The sequence below is a fragment of the Mycolicibacterium rutilum genome (genome assembly GCF_900108565.1).
GTDB classification, from domain to species: domain Bacteria; phylum Actinomycetota; class Actinomycetes; order Mycobacteriales; family Mycobacteriaceae; genus Mycobacterium; species Mycobacterium rutilum.
Genome location: NZ_LT629971.1, coordinates 2607118 through 2620240 on the forward strand (window position 1 = coordinate 2607118; position 13123 = coordinate 2620240).

General features: G+C 69.6%; 12 protein-coding genes. 4 read left to right on the forward strand and 8 right to left on the reverse strand.

Features of this window, described 5'->3' with window-relative positions; genetic code table 11:
* Positions 1-17 precede the first annotated feature (17 nt).
* Positions 18-854 (forward strand): 16S rRNA (cytidine(1402)-2'-O)-methyltransferase, encoded by an 837-nt coding sequence (rsmI, locus tag BLW81_RS12740; protein ID WP_083407494.1) that lies wholly within the window; start codon positions 18-20, stop codon positions 852-854.
* Here rsmI and BLW81_RS12745 read toward each other — a convergent pair.
* The 7 genes from BLW81_RS12745 to metG form a co-directional block, all read right to left on the reverse strand.
* Positions 810-2057, reverse strand: a complete 1248-nt coding sequence (locus BLW81_RS12745; protein WP_083407495.1) for an aminodeoxychorismate synthase component I — start codon at positions 2055-2057, stop codon at positions 810-812. The two genes, rsmI and BLW81_RS12745, sit on opposite strands and share 45 nt — an antisense overlap.
* A 12-nt stretch (positions 2058-2069) precedes the next feature.
* Positions 2070-2972 (reverse strand): RNA polymerase sigma-70 factor, encoded by a 903-nt coding sequence (locus tag BLW81_RS12750; protein ID WP_083407496.1) that lies wholly within the window; start codon positions 2970-2972, stop codon positions 2070-2072.
* Entirely contained in the window at positions 2969-4132 is a 1164-nt protein-coding gene (locus BLW81_RS12755) for an NAD(P)/FAD-dependent oxidoreductase (RefSeq protein ID WP_083407497.1), read from the reverse strand. The genes BLW81_RS12750 and BLW81_RS12755 overlap by 4 nt, the downstream gene beginning before the upstream one ends.
* 105 nt (positions 4133-4237) lie before the next feature.
* Positions 4238-5140: an RNA polymerase sigma-70 factor gene (locus tag BLW81_RS12760; protein WP_083407498.1), complete on the reverse strand. Its 903-nt coding sequence runs from the start codon at positions 5138-5140 to the stop codon at positions 4238-4240.
* Positions 5137-6333, reverse strand: coding sequence for an NAD(P)/FAD-dependent oxidoreductase (locus BLW81_RS12765; protein WP_083407499.1), 1197 nt, complete (start codon positions 6331-6333; stop codon positions 5137-5139). The genes BLW81_RS12760 and BLW81_RS12765 overlap by 4 nt, the downstream gene beginning before the upstream one ends.
* A gap of 63 nt (positions 6334-6396) precedes the next feature.
* Positions 6397-7746 (reverse strand): NADP-specific glutamate dehydrogenase, encoded by a 1350-nt coding sequence (gdhA, locus tag BLW81_RS12770; RefSeq protein WP_083410500.1) that lies wholly within the window; start codon positions 7744-7746, stop codon positions 6397-6399.
* 8 nt (positions 7747-7754) lie between these two features.
* A complete protein-coding gene (metG, locus tag BLW81_RS12775; protein ID WP_083407500.1) occupies positions 7755-9302 on the reverse strand; it encodes a methionine--tRNA ligase in 1548 nt (515 codons plus the stop codon).
* Between the two features lie 24 nt (positions 9303-9326).
* On the opposite strand from metG, the gene BLW81_RS12780 reads away from it, so the two are divergent.
* The 3 genes from BLW81_RS12780 (at position 9327) to rsmA (ending at position 12308) form a co-directional block, all read left to right on the forward strand.
* A complete protein-coding gene (locus BLW81_RS12780) occupies positions 9327-10181 on the forward strand; it encodes a TatD family hydrolase (protein WP_083410501.1) in 855 nt (284 codons plus the stop codon).
* Between the two features lie 85 nt (positions 10182-10266).
* Positions 10267-11394: a resuscitation-promoting factor gene (locus BLW81_RS12785; protein WP_083407501.1), complete on the forward strand. Its 1128-nt coding sequence runs from the start codon at positions 10267-10269 to the stop codon at positions 11392-11394.
* Positions 11391-12308 (forward strand): 16S rRNA (adenine(1518)-N(6)/adenine(1519)-N(6))-dimethyltransferase RsmA, encoded by a 918-nt coding sequence (rsmA, locus tag BLW81_RS12790; RefSeq protein WP_083407502.1) that lies wholly within the window; start codon positions 11391-11393, stop codon positions 12306-12308. The genes BLW81_RS12785 and rsmA overlap by 4 nt, the downstream gene beginning before the upstream one ends.
* A 1-nt stretch (position 12309) precedes the next feature.
* Here rsmA and BLW81_RS12795 read toward each other — a convergent pair whose 3' ends face one another.
* Positions 12310-13101, reverse strand: coding sequence for a serine/threonine-protein kinase (locus BLW81_RS12795; protein WP_083407503.1), 792 nt, complete (start codon positions 13099-13101; stop codon positions 12310-12312).
* Positions 13102-13123 lie beyond the last annotated feature (22 nt).

Here is a 13123-nt window from a genome sequence, read left to right on the forward strand (position 1 = left end):
ATCGTAGGCTGTGGGGCGTGACCGCCGGCCGACTACTCATCGCCGCCACGCCGCTGGGTCAGCCCTCGGACGCGTCCGCCCGCCTGGTCGACGCGCTGCGCACCGCGGACGTCGTCGCCGCCGAGGACACCCGACGAATCCGCACGCTGGCCCAATCGCTGCAGGTCACCATGTCCGGCAAGGTCGTCAGCCTGTACGACCAGAACGAGGCGTCCCGGGTGGCCGGGTTGCTCGACGACATCCGATCCGGTGCGCGCGTGCTGCTGGTCAGCGACGCCGGGATGCCGCTGATCAGCGATCCCGGCTACCGGCTGGTGACCGCCTGCATCGACGCCGACCTGCCGGTGAGCTGCCTGCCGGGGCCGTCGGCGGTGACGACGGCGCTGGCGGTCTCCGGGCTGCCCGCCGAGCGGTTCTGCTTCGAGGGTTTCGCGCCCCGAAAGCAGGCCGCGCGCAAGACGTGGTTGACGACGCTGGCCGTCGAGCAGCGCACCTGCGTGTTCTTCGAGTCGCCCCGCCGACTGGCGGACACGCTCGCCGACGCGGTCGACGTGCTCGGGGCCGACCGGCGCGCAGTGGTGTGCCGGGAGCTGACCAAGACGCACGAGGAGGTGCTGCGCGGTTCGCTCGGTGAGCTCGCCGAGTGGGCGGGCGACGGCGTGCTCGGCGAGATCACCGTCGTGCTGGCCGGCGCGGTGCCGCGGGCCGACCTCGACACGCTGGTGGCCGAGGTCGCCGCGCTCGTCGACGACGGCATGCGCGTCAAGGACGCGTGCGCCCAGGTGGTCGCCGCCACACCGGGCGCCCCGTCACGGCGTGAGCTCTACGACGCGGTGCTGCGGTCGCGGCAGTGAGCCGACGATCGCCGCGGCCTTGTGCAAACACTCGTCCCACTCGCGGTCGGGGTCCGAGTCGGCGGTGATGCCGCCGCCGACGCCGAGCACCGCGCCGCCTGCCGCGTCGAACTCCACCGTCCGGATCGCGACATTCAATTCGCAACCCGCCGCCGGTGAGGCCAAACCGACTGTGCCGCAATACACCCCGCGTCGATGCGGCTCCCATCCGGTGAGCAGCTGACGCGCCCGGGTCTTCGGTGTCCCGGTCACCGACGCCGGCGGGAACGTCGCGTCCAGCACGGTGGCCATCGGCACGTCGACACCCACGCGCGCCGCGACCGTCGACACCAGATGCCACACCCCCGGCGCGGGCCGGATGGCCAGCAGTTCCTGCACCGTCACGGTGCCGACGTCGGCGACGCGGCCCAGGTCGTTGCGTACCAGGTCGACGATCATGATGTTCTCGGCGACGTCCTTGACCGACGTCCGCAACCGCGCGGGGTCGGCGTCGCGGGGCAGCGTGCCCTTGATCGGGCTCGACGTCACCGCCTCACCGTGCCTGCCCAGGAACAGTTCCGGCGACAACGACGCGACGGCGCCCCACGTCCCGGCGACGAACGCCGCCCTCGCCGGGTTCGTGCGGTGCACGGCGTCGACGAAGAAGTCGAGCGGCGTGCCGGTCAACCGGCCGCGGAACTGCGTGCACACACACGCCTGGTACACCTCGCCGGCGGTGATCGCCTCCAGGCACTCCAGCACTCCGCGGCGGTGCGCGTCGCGGTCGGCGCCGCCCCAGGCGATCTCGGCCGGCCGGGGCGCGACGGGCATCGTGACCGCCTCGGCAACCCAGCGCGGAATCGTTGCGCCGCTGAGGCTTTCGAACCACCAGAGCCCGTCAGAGTCCTGGCGCAGCACACAATCGGACCATCCGCCGGCCGCCTCCGGTACCCGAGGGCCGCACCCGTCGGCGGCCGCGTCCGGGTACGACAGATAGCCGAACCAGCCTCCGCCCACGGCATCTCCCGATCCCGCAGCGACGTCGAACGCGCGCGCCGGTACCACCGCGGACACGTCGACGGTCGGCGCGATGACGGCTCGAGAGTCGAACCACTCGCCGATCAGCGCGGCGGGCGGCGCCAACCCCTCACGGGCCGCCGCGTGACCGAGCGCGCGCAGTACCGCCGGGGCGTCGCCCAGGTCGCCGAGCCGGTCGATCCGCACCGCCTCAGCTTGTCAGATGTGCCGCGTGATCTCGCGCGGGATGTCCACGCCCGCCAGCTTGTCCGGGTTGCGCATCGCGTAGAAGTGCGAGATCCGCCCGTCGGTGATCTCGACGGTGACGATGCCCTCGAAGCTGTCGCCGAGGTAGAGCTTGAGCGCCGGGGCGTTGTTGTACATCGCGGGCTCGACCCGGCCGGCCTCGCCGGCCACCCTGACCAGCCCGATGAGCACCCGCGCGACCTTCTCGGCGCCGACGACGGGGCGTCGGGCGGCGCTGACCTTGCCGTCGCTGTCAGCGGTCCAGGTGACGTCCTCGGTCAGCATCTCGAGCAGGCCGTCGAAGTCACCGCCGGCGGCCGCGGCGAAGAACCGCGCGGTCAGTTCCGCCGACGCCTTCGGGTCGACGGGGTCGTAGCGTTTGCGGCGCGACTGCACGTGTTCGCGGGCGCGGTGGGCCATCTGACGCACCGCCGGCACCGAGCTGTCGACGGCCGAAGCGATTGCGTCGTAGTCGAACCCGAACACCTCACGCAACACGAACACCGCGCGCTCGTCCGGGCTCAGCGTCTCCAGCACCACCAGCATCGCCATCGACACCGACTCGGCCAGCATCACATCGGCCGACGCGTCGGTCTGCTCGACGAGCAGCGGTTCGGGCAGCCACGGACCGATGTAGTCCTCGCGCCTGCGCGACTGTGCGCGTAGCGCGTTGATCGATTGCCGGGTGACGAGCTGGGCGAGGTAGGCCTTGGTGTCACGCACCGTCGTCAGGTCCACCTCGGCCCAGCGCAGGTAACTCTCCTGCAGCACGTCGTCGGATTCGGTTGCGCTGCCCAGGATCTCGTAGGCGATCGTGAACAGCAGCGGACGCAGCAGCGTGAACCGTTCGGCGTGTTCGTCACCCGGGGCGCTCATCGCGCGGGCACCGCCTGCGCGGCCACTTGGGCGCGGTGCGGGTTCGTCTTCCAGGAGTACGAACCCGGCTTGTCGGCCTCGCCGCGCATCCACTTGAGCGTGTAGCGGCAGACCTGCTCCTTGATCAGCGCGCCGGCGCGGCCGCCGACGTACCACCGACGCGGCGTGTCGTCGACGTCGGCGAACTGGAAGATCCCCGCCGCGCGGCCGAGGCTGATGCACTGCCCGGCCATCGCGTGGTTGACGGCGGCCGGGTCGGCGCCGCCCATGCGGGCCAGCACCGTGTTCGCGGCCTGCGCGCCCAGCGGCAGCGCGGCCTGGCAGCTCATCCGCCACGGCGCGTTCGACGGGGACACCGCGTCACCGGCACCGATGACGCGCGGATCGGCGAGGCTGGTCAGCGTCTCGTCGGTCAGCAGCCGGCCGAGCCCGTCGGTGGGCAGTCCGCTGGCCGCGGCCAGTCCCGGCACGCCGAAGCCCGCGGTCCACACCGTCACCGCGCTCGGCACCTCGCGCCCTGACGCCAGCACCACGCGGTCGGCCCGCACCTCGGCGACCGCGCTGCCCTCCACGACGGCGACGCCGAGTTTGGCCAGCCGCTTGGCGATGCTGCGGCGGCCGCTGTCGGCCAGCGACGGTCCGAGCACGTCGGTCACCAGCGTGACGGGGCGGCCGGCCTCGGCGAACTCGGTCGCGGCCTCGATTCCGGTGAGGCCGCCGCCGACCACCACCAGCGGCGCCGGGACGGGCACGTCGGCCAGTCGGGCGGCCAACCGCTGCGCCTGCTCCAATTCGCCGATGGGATAGCTGAATTCGGCGGCACCCGGCACCGCGGCGGGCACCGTCCCGGTGCTGCCGACGGCGTACACCAGGTAGTCGTAGGTCAGCGAGCCGCCGGAGGCCAGCGCGACGGTGCGGTTCGAGGTGTCGATTCGCTCGGCGCCGTCGACCACCAGCCGCACGGTGTCGGCCAGCACGGTCGCGTAGTCGGCGACGGCGTCGTCGTTGCCCGCCACGAGCTGGTGTAGCCGGATCCGTTCGACGAACGCGGGCCGCGGGTTCACCAGCGTGACGGAAGCGTGCGGGGCCAGCCGGTTGGCGGTCATCACTCCGGCGTACCCGCCGCCGAGGACGACGACGGTGGTGTGGTGTTCGGTCATGTCGGTCTCCTGTCGGTCATCCGGCTCCGCGTCGAGCCGGTCTGACCTCAAGACACCGGGCACCTACGGAGTGTGACAGCCCGCCGGCGAATGTGGCACACATCACTACCGGGTGATCCGGCGCGGCACCGTGATGCCTGCGAGCTTGTCCGGGTTGCGCATCGCGTAGAGGTTGGTGATCTGGTCGTCGACCACCTCGAACACGAACAGGCCCTCGAGGTGCTCGCCGGTGTAGACGACGACGGCGGGCGCGCTGTTGTAGGTGGCGGTCTCGATCCGGAGTTCCGGGGTCTCGCGGGCCACCTGGAACAGCCGGGTCATCAGCGCGGCCACCCGGCGGGCGCCGACGACCGGCCTGCGGATCGCCGTGGCCTTGCCGCCGTGGTCGGCGGTCCACGTCACGCGCGGGGCCAGCAGCGACATCAGCCCGTCCATGTCGCCGGTGGCCGCCGCGGTCAGGAACTGCTCGGTGATCTGCGCGGTGCGCTCGGCGTCGACGGGCCCGAACCGGTTGCGGCGGGCGTGGACGTGTTCGCGGGCGCGGTGCGCCATCTGGCGCACCGCCGACACCGACCGCCCGACCGCCGCAGCGACGTCGTCGTAGTCGAAGTCGAACACCTCGCGCAGCACGAACACCGCGCGCTCGTCGGGCGTCAGCGTCTCCAACACCACGAGCATGGCCATCGACACCGACTCGGCGAGCACCACGTCCTCGGAGGCGTCGCGCGAGTCGAGCAGCAGCGGTTCGGGCAGCCACGGGCCGACGTACTCCTCGCGGCGACGTGCCCTGGCCCGCAGCGCGTTGAGCGCCTCACGCGTCACCAGCTGCGCGAGATACGACTTCGTGTCGCGCACGGTGGCCAGGTCCACGTCGGCCCACCGCAGATAGCTGTCCTGCAGCACATCGTCGGATTCCGTTGTGCTGCCCAGGATCTCGTAGGCGATCGTGAACAGCAGCGGCCGCAGCAGCGTGAACCGCTCGGCATGTTCGCCTCCGGAGGCCGTCACGTTTCCTCGACCACCTTCGGCGCGAGCGCGGGCTCCTCGGGACGCGGACCGCCCTTGAACCAGGGCGTCGAACCCGGCTTGCGGGCTTCGCGGCGGATCCCCCACAGGGTGCCTTTGCAGATCGTCTCCTTCAGTGACGCCGCAACACGGCCTCCGAGGTACGCGTTGACCGGTGTGGTGTCCTGGCGGCCGAACTGCAGGAGTCCGGCGCGGCGGCCCAAACCGGTGCACGAATTGCCCGCGAAGCCGTACTCCAACACCGCGGGTTCGGTGCCCGCGATCCGGCTCAACACGGTGTTGGCCGCCTGCGGTGCGAGCTGAGTGGCCGTTCCGCAGCACATCCGCAACGGTTCACCCGACGGGGCGGCACAATCGCCGGCGGCGACGATGCGCTCGTCGTCGACGCTGGTGAGCGTCTCGTCGGTGAGCAGCCTGCCCATCTCGTCGGTGTGCAGCCCACTCGCCACCGCGAGGTCGGGAACACCGAACCCGGTCGTCCACACGGTCACCGCGCTCGGCCGCACGGCGCTGTCGGCGAAAACCACCGCGTCGGCGCGGACCTCGGCCACCGTGTCGGCTTCGAGCACAGTGACGCCCAGCTTGCGCATCGCCTTGGCCACCGAGCGGCGACCCGGGTCGGACAGCGCCGGCCCCAGTCGCCCGCCGCAGACCAGCGTCACATTGCGGCCGTGTTCGGCGAGTTCGGCAGCCGTTTCGATTCCGGTGAGGCCGGCCCCGACCACGGTGACCGGGGCGGCTGGATGCAGCGCCTCCAGCCGCTGACGCAGCTTCTGCGCATGCTCGAATTCGGCCACCGAGTAAGCGAATTCGGCTGCGCCGGGGACCGCCGCGGGGAAGGCGGCGGTGCTGCCGACGGCGTAGATGGCGTAGTCGTAGTCCAGTTCGGCGCCCGACGCGAGTTGCACGGTCCGTGCGTCGGTGTCGATGCGGGTCGCGGTGTCGACCACGAGACGGATTCCCTCGCCGAGCAGCGTCCCGTAGTCGACTGATGCGTCGTAGTCGCCGGTCACGGCCTGATGCAGGCGGATGCGCTCGACGAACTTCGGGCGGGGATTGACCAGGGTGATGTCGAGATTCCCGCGCAGCCGCAGGTGGTTGGCCGCCAGCGTGCCGGAGTAACCGCCGCCGATGACGACGACCTTGGTATTGGGGGTGTGTGCGTTTCCAGTCATGCCCTCAAGACACCGCGGGGTGCCCGTACGTGACAGAACGTGACCTGCATCACATATTCGTGTCTACACCAGCCCGAGCGCCAGCATCGCGTCGGCCACCCGGATGAACCCGGCGATGTTGGCACCCGCGACGTAGTTGCCCGGCTGGCCGTACTCCTCGGCGGTCACCAGGCACCGGTTGTGGATGCGGCGCATGATCTGCTCGAGCCGCAGCTCGGTGTCGGCAAAGGTCCACGAATCCCGCGACGCGTTCTGCTGCATCTCCAGCGCGCTGGTGGCCACGCCGCCGGCGTTGGCGGCCTTGCCCGGCGCGAACGTCACGCCCGCCTCGCCGAAGTACTTGACCGCGTCCGGTGAGCACGGCATGTTGGCGCCTTCGGCGACGACGCGGCAGCCGTTGGCGATCAGCGCCCGCGCCTCCTCGCCGTTGATCTCGTTCTGCGTCGCGCACGGCAGCGCGATCTCGCACGGCACGCTCCAGACGTTGCGGTCCTCGGCGAACTTCGCTGTGCTGCCGCGGAGTTCGGCGTAGTCGGCGATGCGGCCGCGGCGCACCTCCTTGACCTCTTTGAGGACGTCGAGGTCGATGCCCTTCTCGTCGACGACGTAGCCGCTGGAGTCCGAGCAGGCGACCACCGTGCCGCCGAGTTCGTGGATCTTCTCGATCGCGTAGATCGCCACGTTGCCCGAACCGGACACCACGACGTGCTTGCCCTCGAAGCTGTCGTTGTTGGCCTTGAGGATCTCGTTGACGAAGAACACCGTGCCGTATCCGGTGGCCTCGGTGCGGACCTGCGAACCGCCCCACGTCATGCCCTTGCCGGTCAGCACACCGGACTCGTAGCGGTTGGTGATCCGCTTGTATTGCCCGAACAGGTAACCGATTTCGCGCATCCCGACGCCGATGTCACCGGCGGGCACGTCGGTGTACTCGCCGAGGTGGCGGTACAGCTCGGTCATCAGCGACTGGCAGAACCGCATCACCTCGTTGTCCGAGCGGCCCTTGGGGTCGAAGTCCGCGCCGCCCTTGCCGCCGCCGATCGGCATGCCGGTCAGCGAGTTCTTGAAGATCTGCTCGAAGCCCAGGAACTTGACGATGCCCAGGTACACCGACGGGTGAAACCGCATGCCGCCCTTGAAAGGTCCGAGCGCGGAGTTGAACTCGACGCGGAAGCCGCGGTTGATCTGCACGGTGCCGCGGTCGTCGACCCAGGGCACCCGGAAGATGATCTGCCGCTCGGGCTCGCACAGCCGCCGGATGACCTCGGAGTCGACATATTCGGGATGCTTCTGCACGACCGGCCCGAGGCTGGTGAGCACCTCGTAGACGGACTGGTGGAACTCGGCCTCACCGGCGTTGCGCCGGGCGACCTCTTCGTAGATGTCGTAGAGCTTTTCGTGTAGACCGTTCACGTTGCAGATCACTCAGCCTGGTAGCGGGGGAACACGCCGGTCGGGGCCGGCAGGGCGGTGCCTGGTTGCAGGCGGGTGCCGACGGCGGCGATGGTCCGCGCGCCGGCGTCCTGGCCGAGCAGGTCGAGCAGCTTGGCCGTCGAGTCGGGCATGACCGGTTGCGTCAGCAGCGCGGCGATCCGCACCACCTCCAGCGTCGTATAGAGCACGGTGCCGAACCGCTGCTGGTCCTCGGCGGACTCGGATTTGCGCAGCACCCACGGCTCCTGGGCCGAGAAGTACTTGTTCGCCAGCCCGAGCACCGACCAGATCGCCTCGAGCGCCAGGTGCATCGCGACCGCGTCGAAGTGCGCGCGGACCCGGTCGGTCAGGGCGTCGGCCGCGGCCAGCAGCTCACGGTCGTCAGCGGTGAAATCGCCTGGCTCCGGGACGATTCCGTCAAGATTCTTGGCGACCATCGACAGCGAGCGCTGCGCGAGGTTGCCCAGCTCGTTGGCCAGGTCGGCGTTGATGCGGCCGATGATCGCATCCTCGCTGTAGCTGCCGTCCTGGCCGAACGGCACCTCGCGCAGGAAGAAATAGCGCACCGGGTCGAGGCCGAACGTGTCGACGAGGTTGACCGGGTCGACGACGTTGCCGATCGACTTGCTCATCTTCTCGCCGCGGTTGAGCAGCCAGCCGTGCGCAAACACCCTGCGCGGCAACTCGATCCCCGCCGACATCAGGAACGCGGGCCAGTAGACGGTGTGGAAGCGGATGATGTCCTTGCCGATCATGTGCAGGTCGGCAGGCCAGTAGCGCTGGAAGTCGGCCGAGTCCGTGTCTGGAAAGCCCACGCCGGTCAGGTAATTGGTCAGCGCGTCGACCCACACGTACATGACGTGGTCGGGGTGGTCGGGCACCGGCACACCCCAGTCGAACGTGGTGCGCGATATCGACAGGTCCCGCAGCCCGCCCGAGACGAAGCTGACGATCTCGTTGCGCCGCGTCTCGGGTTCGATGAACTCCGGATGGGCCTCGTAGTGGGCGAGCAGCCGGTCGGCGTAGGCCGACAACCGGAAGAAGTACGTCTCCTCCTCGGTCCAGGTGACGGGAGCCCCGGTCTCGGTGGCGATCCGCACGTCGTCGTCGCCGACGGTGGTCTCGGCCTCGGTGAAGAACCGTTCGTCGCGGACCGAATACCAGCCCTTGTAGGAGTCGAGGTAGATGTCACCGGCGTCGTTCATCCGCTGCCAGATCGCCTTGGACGCCTCGTAGTGGTCGGCGTCGGAGGTGCGGATGAACCGGTCGAAGGAGATGTTGAGCTTCTCCTGCAGACGCTGGAACACGTCGGAGTTGCGCCGCGCCAGCTCGGCGGTCGGCACGCCCTGGGCCTTGGCGGCCTCGGCCATCTTCAGCCCGTGCACGTCGGTGCCGGTCAGGTAGCGCACGTCGTAGCCGTCGAGACGCTTGAACCGCGCCACCGCGTCCGTGGCGATGTACTCGTAGGCGTGTCCGACGTGCGGATCGCCGTTCGGATAGGCGATCGCGGTGGTGATGTAGAAAGGGTCACTCATTTGAACTCAGCTTATGGTGTGGCGGTGAGTCAGAAGCGTCCAGGCAGAAGGGAGCCGCCGCCCGCCCCGGAGCCGCTGGCCCCGCTGATCGACGCCCACACGCACCTCGACGCGTGCGGGGCTACCGACGCGGCGAGCATCGGTGCGATCGTCGACCGCGCCGCCGCGGTCGGCGTGCAGGCCGTCGTGACCATCGCCGACGACCTGGACTCGGCGCGCTGGGTGACCGGTGCCGCCGACGCCGACGACCGGGTCTACGCCGCCGTCGCGCTGCACCCGACGCGGGCGAACGCGCTCACCGAGGACGCCAGCGCCGAGATCGAGCGGCTGGCGGCCCACCCCCGCGTCGTCGCGGTCGGCGAGACCGGCCTGGACCTGTACTGGCCGGGCAAGCTCGACGGGTGCGCGGACCTGGCCACGCAGCGGGAGGCCTTCGCGTGGCACATCGACCTCGCCAAGCGGCTCGGCAAGCCGCTGATGATCCACAACCGCGAGGCCGACGCCGAGATCCTCGACGTCCTCGCCGCCGAGGACGCCCCCGAGACCGTGATCTTCCACTGCTTCTCCTCGGGCCCGGAAATGGCGCGGGCCTGCGTCGACGCCGGCTGGCTGCTGAGCTTGTCGGGCACCGTCAGCTTCAAGAACGCCAAGGATCTGCAGCAGGCCGCCGCGCTGATCCCGCCGGACCAGCTGCTGGTCGAGACCGACGCCCCGTTCCTGACGCCGCACCCCTACCGCGGGGCGCCCAACGAGCCGTACTGCCTGCCGTACACCGTGCGGGCGCTCGCCCAGATCCTCGATAAGCCGGCGGAGGACCTCGCGCGCGAAACCACCACCACGGCAGCCCGCACGTATGGCCTCGCGAGTTGCTGCCCCTGAGCGACTCCGTTACCGTCCTGTAATCGAACACGGAAGCGCCAGCAGGCAACGGCGCTCCGTCCGATAGTCGGGGTTAGACGACGTTTTGAATACATTCAGCAAGATCCATGAAGCGCGCTCGCCGTTACTGCGACTTCTGGTCGGTGCGACGCTGCTCGCCCTGGCCTTCGCGGGCGGCGTCGCGGTCTCGGCGCACAAAACGGTCACGCTGACCGTCGACGGTGCGTCCACGACGGTGGCCACGATGAAGTCGCGCGTCATCGACGTGGTCGAGGAGAACGGCTTCGAGGTCGGCGAGCGCGACGACCTTTTCCCCGCCGCCGACGAACCGGTGGACCAATCCGACACGATCGTGTTGCGCCGCAGCCGTCCGCTGCAGGTCTCGCTCGACGGCGAGAACAGCAGGCAGGTGTGGACGACGGCGTCCACCGTCGACGAGGCGCTCGCCCAGCTTCAGATGACCGACAAGGCGCCCGCGGCGGCCTCGCGCGGCAGCCGCGTCCCGTTGGCGGGCATGTCGCTGCCGGTCGTCAGCGCAAAGACCGTCCACATCAACGACGGCGGCTCGCAGCGCACGGTCACGCTGGCCGCACCCAACGTCGCCGGGCTGCTCGAGGCGGCCGGCGCGCGGCTCGAGCAACGCGACGAAGTGGTGCCCGCCGCATCGGCCCCGGTCGTCGATGAGATGCAGATCACGGTCACTCGCAACCGCATCGAGAAGGTCACCGAACGGGTGCCGCTGCCCCCGGTGATGACCCGCATCGAAGACCCGACGATGAACCAGAGCCGCCAGGTCGTGGAGGACCCCGGGATGCCCGGCGTGCAGGACGTGGTTTTTGCGATAGCAAAGCTCAACGGAACCGAAACCGGCAGGCTGCCAGTAGCCAATGTCGTTCTCACCCCGGCCCGTGACGGCGTGCTGCGAGTCGGCACCAAACCCGGCACCGAGGTACCGCCGGTGGCCAATCCGGCGACCTGGGATGCGCTCGCGCGGTGCGAAGCCGGAGGTAATTGGGCCATCAACACCGGCAACGGATTTTACGGTGGCGTTCAATTTGACCAAAACACATGGGAGCGCAACGGGGGTCTGAGGTATGCTGCACGAGCGGATTTGGCAACAAGAGAAGAACAAATCGCGATTGCTGAAGTCACTCGGGCGCGGCAAGGGTGGGGAGCGTGGCCGACTTGTAGCGGGAGGATTGGGGCGCGCTGACCATTCGACTACTCGGGCGGACCGAGATACGACACCTGGCGAAAGAGATTGATTTCCGGCCGCGCAAATCGTTCGGCCAGAACTTCGTCCACGACGCCAACACCGTGCGCCGCATCGTGTCGGCGTCCGGGGTCAACCGGCATGACCACGTTCTCGAGGTCGGCCCCGGTCTGGGCTCCCTGACGCTGGCGCTGCTGGATCGGGGAGCGCGCGTGACGGCGGTGGAGATCGACCCCGTGCTGGCCAGGCAGCTTCCGACCACCATCGCCGAGCACTCGCACAGCGAGATCAACCGGCTGACCGTGCTCAACCGCGACATCCTGCTGCTGCGCAGGGCGGAGCTGACCGAGGAGCCGACGGCTCTGGTCGCCAACCTGCCGTACAACATCGCGGTGCCCGCGCTGCTGCACCTGCTCGCCGAGTTCCCCTCGATCCGCACCGTGATGGTGATGGTGCAGGCCGAGGTCGCCGAGCGGCTGGCCGCCGAACCGGGCGGCAAGGACTACGGCGTGCCCAGTGCCAAGGTCCGGTTCTTCGGCAACGTCCGCCGTTTCGGGATGGTGTCGCCGACCGTCTTCTGGCCGATCCCGCGGGTGTACTCCGGGCTGGTGCGGATCGACCGCTACGAGGTGTCGCCGTGGCCGACCGACGAGCGGTTCCGGCAGAAGGTGTTCGACCTCATCGACGTCGCGTTCGCGCAGCGCCGTAAGACCTCGCGCAACGCGTTCGCCGAATGGGCGGGCTCGGGCAACGAGTCGGCACGCCGGCTGCTGGCCGCCAGCATCGACCCGTCGCGCCGCGGCGAGACGCTGTCGATCGCGGACTTCGTCCGGCTGCTGCAGCGGTCCGGCGAGGCCGACAAGCCGGACGTCGACACCAAAGCCGACGAGCAGGGCTCCGTCGGCGTCCTGTAGGTCACTGCAGCGCGCGGGTGATCAACGCGACGAACTCGCGGCACGACTGGTAGCGGTCTGCGGGCTTCTTGGCCAGTGCTTTGGCCACGATCGAGTCGAAAGCCCTTGGCAGCCATGGTGTTCGCCGCGACAGCTTCGGCGGCGCCTCATGCAGGTGCGCGTCGACGAGGGTCATTCCGTCGTTGTGTGGAAACGGCGGTGACCCGGTGATCAGTTCGACGGTGGTGCAGGCCAGCGCGTACACGTCGGTGGCCTCGGTCGGGGCGTGGCCGGTGAGCAGTTCGGGCGCCGAGTAGGGCAGCGACGTCTCCACCTGCGTCGGGCGCCGGCAGATGTCGTCGGCGAGGGTGACCGCGACGCCGAAGTCGATCAGCACTGCGCGCGAGCCGTCCGGTTCGACCAGGATGTTGGCGGGTTTGACGTCGCAGTGCACGATCGCGCGGTTGTGCGTGTAGTCGAGCGCGTCGGCGATCTGGCCCAGTGCGGTGAGGCGTTCGGCGACGGTCCGCAGGCGCTGCACGCCGCCGCCGGTGACCAGTTCCATCGTCAGCCACCCGGGGCCGCGTTCGTAGACCGTCACGACGTTCGGGTGATCGAGCCGGTGGGCGAACTCGAATTCCCTTCGCAGTCGGCCGATTTCGGCGAGGTGCCGGTTGTGGTCGTCGAGGATCTTCAGTGCCACCACCCGGTCCGGGCGCTCGGCGTCGTGAATGCGATAGACGGTGGCGGATCCGCCGTGGCCGATGGGCGCGTCGACGACGTACCCTTCGAAACCTTCCCCCGCCGAGAGCACGCTCTAAAGACTAGGCCGACTC

Bases quoted from the DNA above. Each gene is read 5' to 3' on its own strand.
- BLW81_RS12750 (WP_083407496.1), bottom strand. From the start codon at position 2,972: ATGAGCGCCCCGGGTGACGAACACGCCGAACGGTTCACGCTGCTGCGT.
- BLW81_RS12755 (WP_083407497.1), bottom strand. From the start codon at position 4,132: ATGACCGAACACCACACCACCGTCGTCGTCCTCGGCGGCGGGTACGCC.
- BLW81_RS12765 (WP_083407499.1), bottom strand. From the start codon at position 6,333: ATGACTGGAAACGCACACACCCCCAATACCAAGGTCGTCGTCATCGGC.
- metG (WP_083407500.1), bottom strand. From the start codon at position 9,302: ATGAGTGACCCTTTCTACATCACCACCGCGATCGCCTATCCGAACGGC.